At 73.7% G+C, this 19579-nt stretch carries 13 protein-coding genes and 1 pseudogene; 7 read left to right on the top strand and 7 right to left on the bottom strand.

Annotation, left to right across the window (positions count from 1 at the left end; genetic code table 11):
• Positions 1-101: 101 nt before the first annotated feature.
• Entirely contained in the window at positions 102-1403 is a 1302-nt protein-coding gene (locus ABZ457_RS23845; RefSeq protein ID WP_359160601.1) for an extracellular solute-binding protein, read from the bottom strand.
• A gap of 291 nt (positions 1404-1694) precedes the next feature.
• Here ABZ457_RS23845 and ABZ457_RS23840 point away from each other — a divergent pair, with 291 nt between their 5' ends.
• The gene (locus ABZ457_RS23840) at positions 1695-4514 is read left to right on the top strand and encodes a glycosyl hydrolase (protein ID WP_359160598.1); all 2820 of its coding nucleotides are present in this window, start codon (positions 1695-1697) and stop codon (positions 4512-4514) included.
• Between the two features lie 138 nt (positions 4515-4652).
• On the opposite strand, the gene ABZ457_RS23835 is transcribed toward ABZ457_RS23840, so the two are convergent.
• From ABZ457_RS23835 to ABZ457_RS23815, 5 genes and pseudogenes are all read right to left on the bottom strand, one after another.
• Positions 4653-5678, bottom strand: a complete 1026-nt coding sequence (locus ABZ457_RS23835; RefSeq protein WP_359160595.1) for a LacI family DNA-binding transcriptional regulator — start codon at positions 5676-5678, stop codon at positions 4653-4655.
• A gap of 199 nt (positions 5679-5877) precedes the next feature.
• Positions 5878-6423, bottom strand: coding sequence for a TetR family transcriptional regulator (locus ABZ457_RS23830; protein ID WP_359160592.1), 546 nt, complete (start codon positions 6421-6423; stop codon positions 5878-5880).
• Positions 6423-7010, bottom strand: coding sequence for a sugar O-acetyltransferase (locus tag ABZ457_RS23825; RefSeq protein WP_359160589.1), 588 nt, complete (start codon positions 7008-7010; stop codon positions 6423-6425). The genes ABZ457_RS23830 and ABZ457_RS23825 overlap by 1 nt, the downstream gene beginning before the upstream one ends.
• Before the next feature lie 58 nt (positions 7011-7068).
• Positions 7069-8616, bottom strand: coding sequence for a M1 family metallopeptidase (locus tag ABZ457_RS23820; RefSeq protein ID WP_359160585.1), 1548 nt, complete (start codon positions 8614-8616; stop codon positions 7069-7071).
• A gap of 150 nt (positions 8617-8766) precedes the next feature.
• Positions 8767-9030: pseudogene (locus ABZ457_RS23815) on the bottom strand (UTRA domain-containing protein); the annotation flags it as partial.
• A 146-nt stretch (positions 9031-9176) separates the two neighbouring features.
• Here ABZ457_RS23815 and ABZ457_RS23810 point away from each other — a divergent pair.
• The 4 genes from ABZ457_RS23810 (at position 9177) to ABZ457_RS23795 (ending at position 14844) form a co-directional block, all read left to right on the top strand.
• Positions 9177-9620, top strand: coding sequence for a hypothetical protein (locus ABZ457_RS23810; protein WP_359160582.1), 444 nt, complete (start codon positions 9177-9179; stop codon positions 9618-9620).
• A 74-nt stretch (positions 9621-9694) separates the two neighbouring features.
• The gene (locus ABZ457_RS23805) at positions 9695-11725 is read left to right on the top strand and encodes a Xaa-Pro dipeptidyl-peptidase (protein ID WP_359160579.1); all 2031 of its coding nucleotides are present in this window, start codon (positions 9695-9697) and stop codon (positions 11723-11725) included.
• Entirely contained in the window at positions 11722-13002 is a 1281-nt protein-coding gene (locus ABZ457_RS23800) for a M14 family metallocarboxypeptidase (protein ID WP_359160576.1), read from the top strand. The genes ABZ457_RS23805 and ABZ457_RS23800 overlap by 4 nt, the downstream gene beginning before the upstream one ends.
• 126 nt (positions 13003-13128) lie before the next feature.
• Entirely contained in the window at positions 13129-14844 is a 1716-nt protein-coding gene (locus ABZ457_RS23795) for a BCCT family transporter (RefSeq protein WP_359160573.1), read from the top strand.
• 107 nt (positions 14845-14951) lie between these two features.
• Here ABZ457_RS23795 and ABZ457_RS23790 read toward each other — a convergent pair whose 3' ends face one another.
• Entirely contained in the window at positions 14952-15923 is a 972-nt protein-coding gene (locus ABZ457_RS23790; RefSeq protein ID WP_359160570.1) for an FAD-dependent oxidoreductase, read from the bottom strand.
• A gap of 572 nt (positions 15924-16495) precedes the next feature.
• On the opposite strand from ABZ457_RS23790, the gene ABZ457_RS23785 reads away from it, so the two are divergent.
• Together ABZ457_RS23785 and ABZ457_RS23780 are read left to right on the top strand one after the other, a co-directional pair.
• Positions 16496-18136, top strand: coding sequence for an ABC-F family ATP-binding cassette domain-containing protein (locus tag ABZ457_RS23785; RefSeq protein ID WP_359160568.1), 1641 nt, complete (start codon positions 16496-16498; stop codon positions 18134-18136).
• A 278-nt stretch (positions 18137-18414) separates the two neighbouring features.
• On the top strand, positions 18415-19491 hold the full coding sequence (locus ABZ457_RS23780; RefSeq protein ID WP_359160565.1) for a helix-turn-helix domain-containing protein: 1077 nt from the start codon (positions 18415-18417) through the stop codon (positions 19489-19491).
• Positions 19492-19579: the final 88 nt, after the last annotated feature.

Here is a 19579-nt window from a genome sequence, read left to right as displayed (position 1 = left end):
CGGCCCGGAGGGGTGCGGGGCCCGGCTCGCGGCCGGGCGGCCGGGCATCCATGGCGTCCGGCTCACGGCCGGGCACCCCCGGAGGAGTGCCCGGCCCCGGGTCAGCCGATGGTGTTCTCGACGCCCTTCTTCGCGTTCGCCCACGCCTTCCCCGGCGAGGTGCCCTTGCGCTCGACCTCGCTCAGCGCGTTGGTGATCTGCTGCGCCACGTTCTGGTCGTGGACGCCCAGCACCTGGACCGGGGCCTCCTTGGCCGCGTCACCGAAGATCTTGCCGATCGGCGCGTCGGAGAAGTACGGGTCCTTGGCGTCGGCGACCTTCTCGATCGCGCCCGTGGAGGAGGGGAAGTTGCCCTGCTTCTGGAAGAGCTTGGCCTGCTGCTCGGGGGCGGTCAGCCACTCGATCAGCTTGTACGCCTCCTCCTTGTTCTTCGCCGCCTTCGGCACCGCGAGGTAGGAGCCGCCCCAGTTGCCCGCGCCGCCGGGCAGCTTGGCGATGTCCCACTTGCCCTGGCCCGTCTCACCGGCCTGGCCCTTGATGTAGCCGAGCATCCACGCCGGGCACGGGATCGTCGCGAAGGAACCGGCCGCGAACGCCTGGTTCCACTGCGGCGACCACTGGTCGAGCTTGGCGCTCAGCCCGCCCTCGGCGGCCTCGACCGCCGTGTTCCAGGCCGTCTTCAGCGCGGGGTTGCTCTCCCAGATCAGCTCACCGGAGGCGTTGTAGTACCGCTCCTCCTCCTGGCCGATCATGATCGAGTAGAGGCTGCCCACACTGTCCAGCCAGGCGCTCTTGGCGGGGGCCTTCGCCTTGTACTGCTCGCCCAGCTCCAGGTAGCCGTCCCAGGTCGACCACTTCTGCGCCAGCTCCTCGCGGTCGGTGGGCAGACCGGCCTTCTCGAAGAGGTCGGTGCGGTAGCACATGGCCTCCGGGCCCACGTCCGTGCCCAGCCCCAGGACCTCGCCGTTCTTGCCGGTGGCCGCCGCCCACTTGGCGTCCGCGAACTGGCTCTTCAGCTTGTCCGCGCCGTGCTTCCGCAGGTCCTCGAACTTGTCCGCCTGCTGCTGGGTGACCGAGGCGATCCGGCCCACCTCGATGCCCTGGACGTCGGCGAGACCGCCGCCGCCGGCGAGACGGGTCTGGAGGGACTTCCAGTAGTCGGCCTCGTCCTCCGTGTCGGTCTGCTTGATGGTGACGCCCGGGTTGGCCTTCTCGTACTCGGCGTAGAGCCCGGCCTCCTTGTAGCCGAAGGACCCGAACAGGTCGACGGTGATCGTCACCTTGCCGCCCGCGCTGTCGGAGGCGTCGTCCGACGACCCTCCGCAGGCGGCGAGCAGCGCCCCGGTGAGCGCGACCGCCCCGAGACGGACGGCGGCTCTTCTGGCGGCTCGGGCATTGGGCATGGGAAGCCTCCCTTGGCTCCGGGGTCGAGCGAGAGCGTCCCCTGACCTGAGAGCGCTCTCAAACCTGCGTTCGGAGCGTGCCCGTCCCGCGTGTGTCCCGTCAAGAGTCGAAGACATAACGGGTTGGACTCGGGCCCAAGTCCCTTCTGTGTTCCATGTATTGACACCCATGTTTCGGGAGTTTTACGTTTCCGGCCATCTGAGAGCGCTCTCGGACACTGTTCCTCGGTCTTCCAGCGCACTGAGTCACCCGAGCCATCCCTATCCGTCGTGATGACATGAGGTGCCGCCATGCCAGCCCCCCGCACCGGACCGTCCAGCCCCTGCAGCCGACCGCCCACCCACCGCGCCCGCCCCGCCGCCGTCCTCGTCCTGGCCTCCGCCCTGGCCGTCGTCGGCCTCGGCCCGGGCGCCGCCCCCGCGACCGCGGCCCCCGTCCCCGTCGGCGCCGGCAGCTACTCCGACACCCGCCCCGCCGGGACCTCCGGCCCCACCACCAACACGGGCACCCCGGTCACGCCCAAGGTCACCCCCGCCGCCCAGGGCAAGCCGGTGCCCACCAACGACTGGTGGTCCTCACTGGCCTTCCAGCGCTACGGCGACAACCCGTACTCCACCCCGATGTACGGCCACCCCCTCACCTACCAGGCGGTCTCCGGCGGCCTGGAGGTCGGCTACCCGACCAGCCCGGCGATCGTCGGCGACGGCCGCCAGTACGAGTACGCCCACAAGCGCGACCTCACCATCGGCCTCAGCGGACTCAACTCGCCCGACACCAAGGCCGACGCCTGGTCCGACTGGACCGTCACCCCCTACTGGTCCGACGGCGCCCGCACCCTGCGCACCACCATCGGCCACGGCATGCCCTTCGTGTACGCCCGGGGCACCGGCGGCAACGCCCAGATCACCACGGCCGGCAACCCGTCCGTCTTCGCCGACCAGGGCAACGTCCTCGGCATCACCGTCGGCGGCCACCACTACGCCCTCTTCGCCCCCGGCGGCGCCGACTGGAACGTCTCCGGCTCCACCATCAGCGCCGGGCTCGCGGGCAAGGACTACTTCTCCGTCGCCGTCCTGCCCTCCACGGACGCCCTCGCCACCTACCGGAAGTACGCCTTCAGCTTCGTCACCGGCTCCACCGTGAACTGGAGCTCCACCGGCGGCAACGTCCGGGCCACCTACACCCTCACCACCGAGGCCAAGGAGGGCACCGAGCGCGGCACCCTCCAGGCCCTCTACCGGCACCAGTGGCTCAACACCACCGACGCGCTGACCCCGTACACCTACGTCTCCCCGCGCGGCACGATGAAGGTCCGCGAGTCCGCCACCTTCACCACCACCCAGCAGGCCCGCGCCGTCCTCCCGGCCCTGCCCAAGGCCGGCGGGATCGACGCGGCCCGGCTGCGCGGCTATCTGAACGAGGTCGCCAACTCCTCCGACCCGTTCTCCGGGGCCGTGGACACCTACTGGACCGGCAAGGCGCTCGGCAAGCTCGCCCAGCTGGTGCCGGTCGCCGAGCAGATCGGCGAGAACGGCATCCGGGACAAGCTCCTCGGCCTGATCAAGGGCCGCCTCCAGGACTGGTTCACCGTCGGCGGACCCAACGAGTTCTCCTACGACGGCGCCTGGAAGACCCTCACCGGCTACCCCGCCTCCTACGGCAGCGACACCGAACTCAACGACCACCACTTCCACTACAGCTACTACGTCTACGCCGCCGCGATCGTCGCCCAGTACGACCAGGCGTGGGCCGCCGACTCCGCCTGGGGCGGCATGGTCAAGACCCTGATCCGCGACACCGCCAACCCCAGCCGCACCGACAGCGCCTTCCCCTTCCTGCGCGGCTTCGACGTCTACGCCGGCCACAGCTGGGCCTCCGGCCACCAGGGCTTCGCGGCCGGCAACAACCAGGAGTCCTCCTCCGAGTCGACCAACCTCAGCGCGGCCCTGGTGCTGTGGGGCTCGGCCACCGGTGACGCCTCCCTGCGCGACCTCGGCTCGTACCTCCTCGCCACCGAGTCGGAGTCGATCGCCCAGTACTGGTTCGACGCGGACGAGCAGGTCTTCCCGTCGAGCTTCCGCCACGACACGGTCGGCATGGTCTGGGGCAGCGGCGGCGCGTACGCCACCTGGTGGACCGCCAACCCCGAGGAGATCCACGGCATCAACGTCCTCCCGGTGACCGGCGGTTCGCTCCACCTCGGCGGCGAGAAGACCGCGATCCGGCGGAACATCGCGGAGATGGAACGCGAGAACGGAGGCCCGGCCGTCGAATGGCGCGACATCCTCTGGGAGTTCCAGTCCCTCGCCGACCCGGCCGCCGCCAAGTCCCAGTGGGACGCCCAGCACGCGGGCTACACTCCCGAGGCGGGCGAGTCCAAGGCGCACACCTACCACTGGCTCACCACCCTGGACACCCTCGGCGCGCCCGACGCGACGGTGACCGGCGACATCCCCACCTCGGCCGTCTTCGCCAAGGGCACCACCCGCACCTACGCGGCGCACAACCACGGCTCCACCGCCCGCACGGTCACCTTCTCGGACGGCAAGACCCTCTCGGTGCCCGCCCGCTCGACCGCGACCGGCACCGGAACCGGCAGCCCCGACCCCGATCCGGACCCCGACCCGCCGACCGGCAACACCTTCCAGCTCCGCACCGGCGGCGCGCTCACCACGGCGACCGGCGGCACGGCCGGCAGCGACACCATCGCCTCGGCCGGCGGCGTCAACCGCGACGGCACCCCGCACCAGCCCCTGGTGTACGAGGTCCGCAACGTCAACGGCACCCTGCGCTCCGGCGGCACCACCGCCTTCCGCCTCCAGGTCGACGCGGGCACGGCGGTCGGCCTCGGCCAGCAGGCCCGGGTGAGCTACGACCTGACCGGCGACGGCAGCTTCGACCGCACCGAGACCTACCACTACTTCGCCACCGACCCGGTCACGGGCTGGGAGGAGTACGCGCAGTCCCGGGGCCTCAAGTCGGCCACCGGCAGCCTGGGGAACCTGCGCGGCGGGACGGTCCGGCTGGAGGTGTGGAGCGCGATCGGCAACGCCACGTCGAGGCTCCAGACCGGAACGGCGCAGTCCGTGCTGGTGATCCCTTACAACTGATCCCCGGCGACTGATCGCCCGCGGCTGAGCCCGCACGGTGGTCCCGTACGTCGACCCCCCACAGGAAAGCGGCGGGCACCGGAGTCTCCTCCGGCGCCCGCCGGCCCCGTGCCGCGAGGCGGGGCGGGTCCTGGGGGGTCAGGCGGAGGCGCGGCGCACCAGGGTCGTCGGAGTGATCACCGACGCCGGCGCCTCCGCCCCCGTGTCGTCGAGCTGCCGCATCAGCAGCTTGACCATCAGCCGGCCCATCCCCTCGATGTCCTGCCGGACCGTCGTCAGCGCGGGATCGGTGGTGCGCACCACGGAGGCCATGTCGTCGAAGCCGACCACCGCCACGTCCTCCGGCACCTTCACCCCGCGTTCGCGCAGGGTGCGCAGCGCGCCCGAGGCCATCAGGTCGTTGGAGACGAACACCCCGTCCACGTCGGGCCGGCGCTCCAGCAGCTCGGCCATCGCGCGGGCGCCGCTCTCCTCGGTGAAGTCGCCCTGGCAGAGCAGTTCGGGGTCGGCGTCGAGGAGGACGTCGTGGTAGCCGTCGATCCGGTCCAGGGCGGAGGTCTGGTCGCGCGGGCCCGCGATGTGCGCGATGCTGCGGCGCCCCAGGGAGACCAGGTGCCGCACGGCCTCCCGCGCCCCGCCCCGGTTGTCGCAGTCCACGTACGGCACCGCGGGGTCGGCGCCCGCCGCGGGCCGGCCGCCGAACACCATGGGGATCCGGGTGCGGCCGATGAGGGCGGGCAGCTCGTCGTCGTTGTGGAGGGAGAACGCCAGAGCGCCGTCCACATGCCCGCCGCCGAGGTAGCGCGCTATCCGGTCGTGGTCGCCCGGGCCCTCCACCCACAGCAGCACCAGCTGGGCGTCGTGGGCGGTCAGCTCCCGGCTGATGCCGCGCACCTGCTGCTCGAAGAACGGGTCAGAGAAGACCCGGAACTCGGGCTCCGCGATGATCACCGCGACCGCCCCGTTCCGGCGGGTGACCAGGGTGCGGGCCGCGTGGTTGGGGACGTAGCCGAGCTCCTCGACCGCCCTGCGCACCTTGTCCACCAGCGGGGCGCGCACCCCCGCGCCGCCGTTGACGACCCGGGAGGCCGTGGCCCGGGACACACCGGCACGCGCGGCGACGGCTTCCAGCGTGGGGCGGGACCCCGTGGTCTGCTCGGGCAAGGCGGGCGCTCCTCGTCTGCGGCGCTGCTGGTCTCTGGTGCGGGCCCGGTCCGCGGCGGCGGCCCGGGCCGGCCGGGCGGCCGACGCCGACCAGGATATCCGCAGACGAAGACGCACTGAGAGCGCTCCCAGGTGCGGGGTCCGCCGGGAGGCGGTTCACCGGGCGTGTGGCGGTCCACCGGGGCGCGGTCCGGCCCGCCTACCCGATCCGGGTGACGCGGGCGACCGCCCTCGCCGTCAGCTCCCGTCCGTGCGGCGCGGTCTCCAGGGCCCGGTGCAGCGACAGCCCCTCGATCAGGGCGTCGAGCTGCCGGGCGGTCTCCGGGTCGAAGTGCCGCTCCAGCGCGACCCGGCTGCGCCGCATCCAGGCGCGGGTCAGCTCACGGAAGGCCGGGCGCCGGGCGGCCAGCGTGTACAGCTCGTGCGTGAGCACCAGATCGCGCTGCCGCCCCTCCGACAGCTCGTGGATCAGCCCGGTGACCGCCTCCCGCGCCTCGTCCGGCGTCCGTGCCGCCGACAGCCGCTCCTCGAACAGCGCCACCACCCCGTCCGAGAAGCGCGTGAACGCCTCCCGCAGCAGCTCGTCCATGCCCGTGAAGTGGTACGTCATCGACCCGAGCGGCACCCCGGCCCGCGCCGCCACCTTGCGGTGCGAGACGCCCGCGACGCCCTCGTCCGCGACCACGTCCAGCGCGGCGGCGATGATCCGCTCGCGGCGCTCGGGGTCGGCCTGCCCGGTCGCCATCAGATCCCCGGCAGCGGGCGCACCACACGCGCCGGGTTGCCGACCGCGACCACGTTCGGCGGGATGTCCCGGGTGACGACGGACCCGGCGCCGACCACGCTGTTCTCCCCGATCCGTACACCCGGCAGCACGATCACGCCGCCGCCGAGCCACACATTGTCCTCCAGCACGATCGGCCGCGCGGCCTCCAGCTTGTCCCGCCGGGGCCCGGGCTCCAGGGGGTGCGTGGGGGTCAGGAGCTGGACGTTCGGCCCGATCTGGCAGTCCCGCCCGATGGTGATGGGCGCGACGTCCAGCGCGGTCAGCCCGGCGTTCACGAAGGTGCCCGCGCCGACGGTGAGGTGGCTGCCGTAGTCCACCGTGAGCGGCGCCCGGATGTGCGCCCCCTCGCCGAGCCCGCCGAGCAGTTCGGCCAGGATCGCGCGGGCGGCGTCCGGGTCCCGGGGGTAGGCGTCGGCGTACTCGGCGGCGAGCCGCACCGCGCGGCGGGCGTCGCGCTCCAGCTCGGGGTCGTCGGCGAGGTAGAGATCACCGGCGAGCATGCGCTCGCGCTGGGTGCGGGGGTCACCGGCGAAGTGGTCCGTCATGCGTACGACCGTACACCACAGGTGTACGGTCGTACGCTACTCCCTCGCGGGGCCGGTCTCAGTGCGCGTGGTCCCCGTGTTTCCCGTGCTCCCCGTGGTCATGGACGGAGTTCGTCGCCGCGATCTTCTGCCACGACTTCGGCTCCACCACCCCGCCGCGCCCCCTGCTCTTGCCCTCTCCCTTGCCCCTGGCGATCCGGGCCTCGGCGGCCGCCGGGGCGGCCGGCTTGGACGGCTGGTACAGCCAGGTGTCGAACAGCTCCGCGAGCGGCTTGCCCGAGACCTTCTCGGCGTACCGCACGAAGTCCCCGACCGAGGCGTTGCCGTGCGCGAACTTGGCCGGCCAGCCCTTGAGGATCGCGAAGAAGTCCTCGTCACCGATCTCGTTGCGCAGCGCCTGGAGCGCGAGCGCGCCCCGGTCGTACACGGCGATGTCGAACTGCTTCTCCGGGCCCGGGTCGCCCGGCTTCACCGTCCAGAACGGCGCGTCGGCCGGGTGCTGCGCGTACACCCAGTCCGCCAGCTCCTGCGTGGTGCCCTCGCCCTCCTTCTCGGACCAGAGCCACTGGCTGTAGCGGGCGAAGCCCTCGTTGACCCAGATGTCCTTCCAGCCCTTCACGGACACGCTGTTGCCGTACCACTGGTGGGCCAGCTCGTGCACGACGACCGAGACGTTCGAGCCGTTGGCGAACTGGCGGGGGCTGTAGAACGGGCGGGTCTGGGTCTCCAGGGCGTAGCCGCTGGTCACATTGGGCACATAGCCGCCGAGCGCGTTGTACGGGTACGGCCCGAACAGCCCGGTGAGCCAGTCGGCGACCTCCCCGGTGCGCTCCAGACTGGCGCGCGCCGCGCCCGCGTTGTCCCCGAGGTCCTTGCTGTACGCGTTGAGGACGGGCAGCCCGTTCTCGGTGGTGTCGGTCGTGATGTCGAACCTCCCGACCGCGAGGGTGGCGAGGTAGGTGGCCTGCGGCTTGTCGGAGCGCCAGTTGTAGCGCGTCCAGCCCAGCTTCGAACTCTGCGAGACGAGCACGCCGTTGCTGATGGCCTGGCTGCCGTCCGGGACGGAGACGGACACGTCGTAGGTCGCCTTGTCCAGGGGGTGGTCGTTGCTGGGGAACCACCACACGGCCGAGTCGGGCTCCTGTGCGGCGACCCCGCCGTCGGGGGTGCGGTGCCAGGCCGTCCAGCCGCCGATCTTCAGCTCGGACGGCTTGCCCGCGTACCGGACGACGACGGTCACGGCCTTGCCCTTGGCGAGCGGCGCGGCCGGGGTGACGACCAGTTCCTGGTCGCCCTCCTTGGTGAACGCGGCCTTCCGCCCGTCGACCCGGACCTCCTGGACGTCCAGCCCGAAGTCGAGGTTGAACCGGCTGAGCGCCTGGGTGGTCGTGGCGAGGATCGTCGCCGTGCCCTCCAGGAGGTCGGTCTCCGGCTGGTACTTCAGCCGCAGGTCGTAGTGGGACACGTCGTATCCGCCGTTCCCGGCGGCCGGATAGTACGCGTCCCCGATCCCCGGCGCCCCGACCGCCGGTCCCGCGGCCGACGCCGGGATCGCCAGCAGAAGGGTGGCCGCGAGCGCGCTCGGAACGATGAGTCTGCGGTGCACGGGTGCTCCAAGTCGTAGGTGTCGTAGGTCTGTACGAACACCTGGACCCTAGGCGCGCCACCCCGCCCCGGTCAGGACCAAACCACGCCTTTTCACATGACTGCCATCCCCATGCCACGCCCCCGCAGCGCGGCCGCGCGGCCCGCCCGCCTACTCGGGGGTGATCTCGTACCGGAGTTCGTACAGGTGGCCCGCCTTCACCATGACCATGGCCTCGACGGGGCGCTCGGACTCGTCGGGCATGCGGGCGTTCACGTCCTCGCGGACCCGGGCGCCGATATGGCCCAGCTCCGCGAGGAGGGCGACGGCACCACCGCGGATCCTGCCGGTCCGGGCGAACGCGGTGCCGCGCGCGATCGCGGCCGGGTAGTACGTGTCCGTCAGCTCGCAGGGTTCACCGTCGAGTTCGATGACCCCGCCGCCGTGCGACGACCTGCTCCCCGGTGATGGCCTGACCGGTCCACGGTATGCCCACGCCCCCGGGGCCCGCGCCCCCCGAAATCCCCGCGCCACCGCCCGTACCCCCGTGGCATCCTCGGGCGGTGCTTTTGAGTGATCAGGTGAACAGCGTCGCGCTGCGGCCCGTGGGGTATCAGTTTCCGGTCGCGCGGGGGGACGCGTACGACGACAACTGGCTGGTGGTCGAAGGGGCGGTGGCCACCGGGGACGGGCGGCGGTGGGGGTTCCGGGACGCGTGTCTGCTGACGGACGAGGCCCGGCGGATCGGCGGGTGGCTGCGGGCCGTGGCGGACGGGGCGGTCGAGCCGGCCGGGGGTGGTGGGGGCGGGCTGCCCGGGCCCGAGGTGGCGTTCACGGAGCCGGTGCTCGGGTTCGGGCTGGGCGGGTGGCGGGGTGGGCTCGCCGTGGTGCGGGTGTATCTGTCGCTGGAGGCGGCGCCCCGCGGCAGCGGCACCCACGCGGTGCCCGTGGCCGTCGACCCGCGCGGGCTCGTGCGGGCGGCGGACGAGTGGGAACGGGAGCTGGCCGCCTTCCCCGCCCGCTGACCCGGACCCGGACCGACCCCGTCCGCTCACACGCCCCCTGTCGCACAGGAGTTGACCGCAGTACGGTCCCCGCCATGCCGATACGTGTGCGGAGAACCCGCGTGACGTACAGAAGCCTCGCCGTGGCCGCCGCCGCCACCCTCGCCGCGCTCTGCCTCGTGCCGGGCGGAGCCGCCCAGGCGGCCCCGGCGGCGGGGGAGGGGGCCCAACGGCCCCGGGAGAGCAGGGCCGTTCACTCCTACGAGGACGCGATCCGCGAGTCCGTGTGGGTGGACACCGGGCTCGACGAGGACGCGGACGGGCGGCGCGACCGCGTCGCCGTCGACATCGTCCGGCCGCGCGAACCCGCGCGGCAGGGGCGGCGGATCCCCGTCGTGATGGACGCCAGCCCCTACTACGCCTGCTGCGGCCGCGGCAACGAGAGCCAGCGCAAGACCTACGACGCCCAGGGCCGGCCCGTCGGCTTCCCGCTGTACTACGACAACTACTTCGTGCCGCGCGGCTACGCCTACCTCGCCGTCGACCTCGCCGGGACCAGCCGGTCCGACGGCTGCGTGGACGTCGGCGGACGCTCCGACGTGCGGTCCGCCAAGGCCGTCGTCGACTGGCTCAACGGCCGCGCCCGCGCCTACACCACCCGCACCGGCGCCGAACCCGCCCGCGCGAGCTGGAGCAACGGCGCCACCGGCATGATCGGCAAGAGCTACGACGGGACCGTGGCCAACGGCGTCGCCGCCACCGGCGTGCGCGGACTGCGCACCATCGTGCCCATCGGCGCGATCTCCTCCTGGCACGACTACTACTTCTCCCAGGGCGCCCCGCTCTACGGTTCCGGCCCCGAATGGCTCGCCGGATACGTCGAGAGCCCCGAGGCCCGCACCCGCTGCGGCGCCGTCAAGCAGAAGCTCGTCGACGGCGCGCCCCGCTCCGGCGACCGCACCCCCCTGTGGGACGAACGCGACTATATGCCCGACGCACATAGGGTCCGCGCCAGTGTGCTCGCCATACACGGCATGCAGGACCTCAATGTGCGCGCCGGACATGTCGGCCGCTGGTGGGACGCGCTCGCCGCGCACGGCGTCGAACGGCGGATCTGGCTTTCCCAGACCGGCCATGTCGACCCCTTCGACTTCCGCCGCGCCGAGTGGGTGCGCACCCTGCACCGCTGGTTCGACCACTACCTCCTCGGCTACGACAACGGCGTCGACCGCGAACCCATGTCCCAGGTGGAGCGCGCTCCCGGGCAGTGGACCGCCGACCGCCACTGGCCGCCCCGGACCACCGCCCCCACCGTGCTGCGCCCCGGCAGAGGGCCGAGCCCCGGCGTCGGCACCCTGTCCCTGACGCCCGCCCGCCCCGGCGCCGCCGAGAGCTTCACCGACGACCCCGCGCTCGACGAGACCGACTGGGCCGCCTCCGCCGACACCCCGACCGCCGCCAAGACCGTCTTCACGACCCGGCCCCTCTCCCGGGACCTGCGCCTCGCCGGGTCCGGCAAGGTCACCGTACGGGCCACCCCGTCCACCACCAGCGCCCATCTGACCGCCGTCCTGGTGGACCTCGGCCCGGCCGAGATCCGCGACTACGCGGCCCCCGGGGAAGGCATCACCACCCTGGAACGGCGCGCCTGCTGGGGCCCGAGCACCACCGGGGACAGTTCCTGCTACAAGGAAACCGCCGCCGACACCACCCGGGTCGGCGCGACCGTCTTCGCCCGCGGCTGGGCCGACCTCAACACCCACGCGGGAGCCGCCACGGCCCGGGACCTCGTACCCGGCCGCCCGTACACCCTCACCCTCGACCTGCACGCCACCGACCACGTCGTCCCCAAGGGCCACCGGCTCGCGCTGATCGTCGCCGGCACCGACCGGAACCTGATCGAACCGCCCGCCGCCCCCGGCCGGGTCGGCCTCGACCTGGCCCGCACCCGCGCGACACTCCCGGTCGTCGGAGGTGCGCCCGCCTTCGCCCGCGCCGTCGCAGGATCGGCGCACGCCCCGCGCGCCACCCCGCCGGGCACCGGCACCGGCCCCCGCGACGGATCCGCAACCGCCACCGTCCAGGGCCCGCGCGCCGCCAACCCCGTCCCCGGAGGCGACCGATGAGAACGTCCCTGCGCACCCTCGCCCTCACCGCCGCTGCCGCCGCACTCGCCGTCCCCCTCGTCAACGCCCCCGCCCAGGCCGCCGCCGACCCCGCGCCCCGCACCGGCTTCGAACGCAGCGCCGGCGCCCGGTGGACCGGGCAGGACGAGGAACAGGACCTCCTCGCCGCCGTCGACCGCACCCCGCGCGCCTCCGTCGAACGGATCGGCGCCACCGCCGAGGGGCGCCCCCTCCAACTCGTCCGCCTCGGCGCCCGCCACGCCGCCCACACCGTGCTGCTGGTCTGCTCCCAGCACGGTGACGAACCGTCGGGCCGCGAAGCGTGCCTCACCACCGTCCGCGACCTCGCCTTCGCCCCCGACGCGGCCGAACGCGCCTTCCTCGCCCGCACCCGGCTGCTCGTCGTGCCGACCGCCAACCCCGACGGCCGCGCCGCCGACACCCGGGGCAACGCCGACGGCACCGACGTCAACCGCGACCACATCGCCCTGCGCACCGCCGAGGCCCGCGCCCTGGCCGCCGTCGTCCGCGACGACCGGCCCGACCTCGTCTACGACCTCCACGAGTACGGCGCCACCCCGCCCTACTACGACAAGGACCTCTTCGACCTCTGGCCCCGCAACCTCAACACCCACCCCCTCGTGCACCGCGAGTCCCGACGCCTCAGCGAGGACCACGTCCGCCCCGCCGCCGCCCGCGCCGGACACACCACCGGCACCTACGGCATCTGGACCGACCCGGACACCGGCGAACCGATCCGGCAGACCGCCGGCGACGGACAGGAACGCATCCTGCGCAACGCGACCGGCGTCAAGAACGCCCTCGGCCTGCTCATCGAGAGCCGCGTCGACGCTCTCACCGAGCAGGAGAAGGACGACCCGGCCGTCAACCACCGCCGCCGGCACGACAGCCAGCTCGCCGCCCTCGGCGGCCTGTTCGCGTTCAGTACCGAGCGGCGCGCCGCGATCGAGGCGGCCACCACGACCGCCCGCCTCACCGGCCTCGCCGACCACGGCCCGGTCTACCTCGGCGGCGCCGACAACGACCCGGCGACCGAGGAGGAGACGATCGCCGCCCCGCCCTGCGCCTACCGGCTGGACGCCGCCCAGTACGCGGCGGTCCGCGACGAACTGGCCCTGCACGGAGTGCTCTCCGTGCCCGTTCGGGACGGCGCCCTCGTGCCGCTGCGCCAGCCCCTGCGCGGACTGGTCCCGCTGCTCCTGGACGGACGCGCGGCCCATCACCTCACAGCGGCCCGGCCTGTCGCCGCCTGTTGACCGGGTTGACGTGCATCTCGTGTGGTAGGGGGTAGCGGAGGGCCAGAACCGGTTCCCCGAGAACCCTGTTGAAAGGTGCCGCTTGTGTCGGATGACGAAGGAAGGGCAGGCCGCGGAGAGCTGTCGGTGACGGCGGATCTCCCCGAGCCTCCCCACGAGACGGCGCCGCAGAGAACGGACCGCGTGGTCTTCGGCGTCGCCGCCGTGCTCACCATCGCCTTCATCGTGTGGGGTGCGACGGCGACGGACGCGCTGGAGGACGTGTCCGGCAGCCTGCTCAGCGGGCTGATCCACAACGGCGGCTGGGCCTTCGTGCTGGCGGCATCGGGCTTCGTCGTCTTCGCGCTCTGGCTCGCCATCAGCCGCTACGGCAAGATCAAGCTGGGCCAGGAGAACGAGGAACCCGAGTTCCGGACCATCTCCTGGATCGCGATGATGTTCAGCGCGGGCATGGGCATCGGCCTGATGTTCTTCGGCGTCAGCGAGCCCCTGTCGCACTTCACCAACCCGCCCCCGGGCACCGATCCGCAGGACGCGGCCGAGGCCATGGAGACGGCCATGGCCACCACCCTGTTCCACTGGACGCTCCACCCGTGGGCGATCTACGCGGTCGTCGGCCTCGCCATCGCCTACGCCTCCTACCGGCGTCGCCGGCGCCAGACCATCAGCGCCGTCTTCGAGCCGCTGATCGGCGAGAAGAACGTCAACGGCGTCTTCGGCAAGGTCATCGACATCCTGGCGATCCTGGCCACGCTCTTCGGCTCCGCCGCCTCGCTGGGCCTCGGCGCCCTCCAGATCGGCAGCGGCATGACCGAGCTGGACTGGATGGACAAGGTCAGCACCGCGCTGCTGGTCGGCATCATCGCCGTGCTGACGGCCGCGTTCGTGGCCTCGGCGGTCTCCGGCGTCGAGAAGGGCATCCAGTGGCTGTCCAACACCAATATGGTGTTGGCGGTCGTCCTCGCGCTGTTCGTGTTCATCGCCGGCCCCACCATCATCGTCCTGGACCTGCTGCCCACCTCCATCGCCGCCTACCTCGGCGACCTGCCCGAACTCGCGGGCCGCACCGAGGCCAGCAGCGGCGAGGGCGTGGCCGACTGGCTCGGCAGCTGGACGGTCTTCTACTGGGCCTGGTGGATCTCCTGGACGCCCTTCGTCGGCATGTTCATCGCCCGCATCAGCCGGGGCCGCACCATCCGCCAGTTCGTCGGCGGCGTGATCCTGGTCCCGAGCACGGTCAGCCTGATCTGGTTCGCCGTCTTCGGCGGGGCCGCGATGACCCTCCAGGACGAGGGCCTGCTGCCGGCCGAGTCGACGCCGGAGGGGCAGCTCTTCGGCGTCCTCCAGGAGTACCCGATCGCCACCGTGATGAGCATTCTGGTGATGATCCTCGTCGGCATCTTCTTCGTCTCCGGCGCGGACGCCGCCTCGATCGTCATGGGCACCCTGTCCCAGCGCGGCACCTTCGAACCGTCGAAGCTGGTGGTCGTGTTCTGGGGTGTGGTGACCGGCGCGGTCGCCGCGATCATGCTCCTGATCGGCGGGGGCGAGGGCGACGCCCTCACCGGCCTCCAGAACCTCACCATCCTGGTGGCCGCGCCCTTTGTGCTGGTCATGATCGGCATGTGCGTGGCGCTCATGCGCGACCTGCGCCACGACCCGCTGATCGTGCGCGGCGAACTGGGCACCGAGGCCGTCGAGTCGGCGGTGATCGCCGGACACGAGCACTACGACGGCGACTTCGAGCTCCAGATCGGCCCCGGCACGGGCGAGGAGGGGACACCGACCGCGGCGCCGGAGGAGCCCGGCCCGACGGACAAGCCGCCGGTCGGCTCGCGCTGAACCGTCCCTGCACGGCCCCGCTCCCCGCGTGGGGAGCGGCCCGGCCCCGGGAGCCCGTCACGGGCCCCGGGGCCGGGCCGCGTCCGGGGCGGCTCCCCGGTCCCGGCTCAGCCCAACGCGTCGACCAGGTCCGCCGCCGCCTTCGCGCACCCCCAGGCCACGGTCACGCCCGCGCCGCCGTGCCCGTAGTTGTGCACCACCGGCACGCCCCCGCCCGGCAGGCGCTCCGCCGCCAGCCGCACACCGCCCGCCCGGTACGGCCGCAGCCCCACCCGGTACCCCAGGACCCGCGCCCCGGCGACGGCCGGATGGACGCGGGCGCAGCGCGCCACGATCGCGGCGGCCTCGGCCGGATCGGCGACCAGGGACTCCGCCCCGGCCTGTGCCGTACCGCCCAGGATGAGGCGGCCCGGCTGCGGGAAGAGGTACGTGGTCTCGTCGCGGGCGGCGTCGGCGGCCGTGAACCACTCCGTGACGCCCGGGTTCTCGACCAGCACCAGCACACCCCGGACGGGCAACATCCCCGGGTCCGGCACCAGCTCCCGGGCGCCCAGGCCGGTGCAGTTCACGACCACGGCCGCGCCGGTGTCCGCCGCCGCGCCGCTCAGCGAGTCCGCCGCGCGCCGCTCGACGGTCCCGCCCGCGGCGGCCAGCCGCCGCTCCAGCGCCCGCAGATGGACGGGCATGTCGACGAGAGGGAGCCGGGCCCGCAGCCCCGAGGGCACCCCGGCGGGCAGCTCCTGCGGCGTGGCCTCCCGCAGCTCCGCGACCCGCGCCGCCCACGGCCCCAGCCCGGCGAGGGACACCTCGGCGTGCACCCCGGGCACCATGCGCACGCCCTCGTCCACCCCGGCCGCCGCCATCCGCTCGTAGACCCTCAGCGAGGCGAGGGCCCACTCCCCGACCAGCTCCTCCGGATCGATCCGGTACGGCCACCAGAGCGCGCCCGCGACGGCGGACACGGTCTCCACGGCGGGCTCCCGGGCCCAGACCCGTACGCGGTGGCCGCGTTCCGCGAGTTCGACGGCGGTGGCGAGCCCGATGACGCCGCCGCCCAGCACCAGCACCTCGTCCTTCATGCGGGGACGGTAGCCCACGGCCCCTGGCCGGCCCCCGGCCACGCCCGCCGGGCGACCCGGCCCCGCGCCCCCGGCCATGCCCGGGACTGGCCCCGGGGCAACCGCCCGGTCCCACCTGCCGGGCCGGCCCCGGCCCCGGCACGCCGGGTGGTCCTGGCTCCGGCTTCACCTGCCGGGCTGGTCTGCGACCTACCCCGCGTCCCCGGCCGCGCCGGGCCCGCGGGCCGCATCCCTGGCTCCCGCCCCCGGGAGCCGGGCGGGCTCCCGGCTCCCGGTCGCGCCCGCGACCGCAGGAGCCCCCGCGGCCGCCAGGCCGGGGTCGCCCCAGGCCCACGCCCCCGCCCCGGCGGGCCGGTGCGGTCCCGGCCCACAGGTCCCCCGGCCGCCGCACTCGCGCCACTGGGAACCCGGGGCACCGGCCCGGCCGGGCCGCACTCGCCCGGGGCGCCCCTGGCCTCCCGCCGACCCGGGCCCGGGCCCGAGCCCGAGCCCCAGCCCGGGCCCGACCCGGGCCCGGGCCGCGGACCGCCCCGCGCCCGGCGTCCACCCCCGCGTACTAGAGTGCGGGCCTGATGACTGCCACCCTCGTCGCCAAGAACCTCGCCGCCGGGCACGGCGACCGCTCCCTCTTCGCCGGGCTCGATCTCGTCGTCGCCCCCGGCGACGTGATCGGGCTCGTCGGCGTCAACGGCGCCGGCAAGTCGACCCTGCTGCGGCTGCTCGCCGGGATCGACCGGGCCGAGGAGGGCGAGCTGCGGCTCTCGCCGCCCACCGCCGCCGTCGGCCATCTCCCGCAGGAGCCCGAACGGCGCGAGGGCGAGACCGTGCGGGCCTTCCTCGCCCGGCGCACCGGTGTCGCCGCCGCCCAGGAGGCCATGGACGCCGCGGCCCAGGGCCTCGCCGAGGGCACCCCCGGCGCCGACGACGCCTACGCGGTGAGCCTGGAGCGCTGGCTCGCCCTCGGCGGCGCGGACCTGGACGAGCGGGCCGAGGAGGTGGCCGGCTCCCTCGGTCTCACCATCGGCCTGGACCAGCCCATGACCGCCCTCTCCGGCGGCCAGGCCGCCCGCGCCGGCCTCGCCTCGCTCCTCCTCTCGCGCTACGACGTCTTCCTGCTCGACGAGCCGACCAACGACCTCGACCTGGACGGCCTGGAACGTCTGGAGACCTTCGTCCGCGGCCTGCGCGCCGGCACCGTCGTCGTCAGCCACGACCGCGAGTTCCTCACCCGGACCGTCACCAAGGTCCTCGAACTCGACCTCGCCCAGCAGCAGATCACCCTCTACGGCGGCGGCTACGCGGCCTATCTGGAGGAGCGCGAGACCGCCCGCCGCCACGCCCGCGAGGAGTACGAGGAGTACGCGGACAAGAAGGCCGCCCTCGAAGGGCGCGCCCAGATGCAGCGCTCCTGGATGGACAAGGGCGTCCGCAACGCCCGCCGCAAGGCCACCGACAGCGACAAGCTCGGCCGCAAGTTCCGCAGCGAGGCGAGCGAGAAGCAGGCCGCCAAGGCCCGGCAGACCCAGCGCATGATCGAACGCCTGGACACCGTCGAGGAGCCGCGCAAGGAGTGGGAGCTGCGCATGGAGATCGCGGCCGCGCCCCGCTCCGGCGCCGTCGTCTCCACTCTGCGCGACGTCGAGGTGGCCCGCGGCGACTTCCGGCTCGGCCCGGTGTCCCTCCAGATCGACTGGGCGGACCGGGTCGCCGTGACCGGCGCCAACGGGGCCGGCAAGTCCACCCTGCTGGCCGCCCTGCTCGGCCGGATCACGCCCGACGCGGGCCACGCGGCGCTCGGTTCCGGCGTCGTCGTCGGCGAGGTCGACCAGGCGCGGAAGCTGTTCTTCGGCACCGAGTCCCTCCTCGACGCCTTCTGCGCCGCCGTACCCGACACCGAACCGGCCGAAGTCCGCACCCTGCTCGCCAAGTTCGGGCTCAAGGCGGCCCATGTGCTGCGCCCCGCGACCACCCTCTCCCCGGGCGAGCGCACCCGCGCGGCCCTCGCCCTCCTCCAGGGCCGGGGCGTCAACCTGCTGGTCCTGGACGAGCCCACCAACCACCTCGACCTGCCCGCCATCGAGCAGCTGGAGGCCGCGCTCGCCTCCTACACCGGCACGCTGCTGCTCGTCACCCACGACCGCCGGATGCTGGACGCCGTGCACACCACGCGCCGCCTCTCCGTCGCGGACGGCAAGGTCACCGAGGAGCGCTGAGCCGGGCCCGCCGGGCCGGGGACGAGGACGAGCAGCCGCTCCACCACCGGTGTGCGCGCGTCCGCCACCGGACGGCGCGACTCCGCGCCCCCGGTGGGGTGCCGCATCTCACACCGGGGAACCGCCGCCGCCGTGCGGTGCGTTGTGGACGCGGGGGCGGTCGACCGCCACCGTGGAAGGGACACGAGAGGCGGGAGGGGCCGCCGGGTGCCGGGGGCTCCGCCCACGGCCGCCGTCACGGGCGGCGCGCCGGGGGAGCGGGAAACGGGGGAGCGGACGTGTTGCTGGAGACCGCGTTCCAGACCGAGGACATGGCACGAGGGGACCGATTCGACGCGTGGCGCGAGTGCATGGGGCGGACCCTCGCCCCGCTGGACACGCTCAGCGTCCATGCCGAGGACTTCAACGCCCACCAGCAGATGATGTGGCTGGACGCGGTGTCCGTATGGCCGCTGTCCGCCAACTCCTGCAGTTACCGGCGCACTTCGCGGCACATCCGCCGCTCGGACCCGGAGCGCTACCATCTGACGCTGGTGCTGCCCGGCAGCGGTTCCCTGCGGGTCGACCACGCCGAGGAACGCAGCACCCACGGGGCCCACGACCTCTACTTCCTCGACACCTCGCGCCCCTTCTACGTCGACTCCGGTGACGAACGCGCTCCGGTCGTCGGGGTCGGGGTGGAGATCCCCAAGGTGCTGCTGCCGAGCCCCCGGAGATCGGGTGTGGACCGGCTCGTCGGACGCCGGCTGTCCGGCACCCGGGGCTTCGGCGCGATGGTCACCCAGTTCCTGGTGCGGCTCACCGAGGACGACGGCTCGTACCGGCAGGAGGACGCCTCCCGCCTCGGCACCGTGCTCGTCGATCTCGTCGCGGGGATGGTCGCCCAGGAGACGGACGCGGAGGCCGGACTCCCGGAACGCACCAGAACCCGGAACCAGGTCCGCCGGATCCGGGCCCATATCCAGCGCCATCTGCACGACCCCGCGCTGACCCCCGGCACGGTCGCCGCCGCCCACCATCTCTCCACCCGCCAGCTGCACCGCCTCTTCGAGGGCGAGCAGGAGACGGTGGCGGGCCTGATCCGCCGCCAGCGGCTGGAACGCGCCCGCCGCGACCTCGCCGACCCGGCCCTGCTGGGCACCCCGGTCCACGCCGTCGCCGCCCGCTGGGGCTTCACCGCCGCGGCCCACTTCAGCCGCGCCTTCCACGCCGCGTACGGCACGACCCCGAGCGACTTCCGGCGGTCGTCCCTGCGGGCGTCCGCGCCCCGGCGGGCCGGTGCCGAGCGCGGCGCGGCGAGTCAACGGCCCGTCGCCGCCGGTCAAGGACGCGGCTCCGTGGTTCCGGCGGGCTGACGACCGTCGTCCCGACGAGCGGGCGCCGGCCCCCACGCGCTGCGCGTGGGCCCGCGCATCGCGCCGGTCAAGGTCGCGGTCCTGCCGC

The sequence above is a fragment of the Streptomyces sp. NPDC005805 genome, assembly GCF_040630445.1.
Lineage (GTDB): Bacteria > Actinomycetota > Actinomycetes > Streptomycetales > Streptomycetaceae > Streptomyces.
Note: the sequence above shows the minus strand (reverse complement) of the source record. Positions and strands in the feature narration are given on the sequence as shown.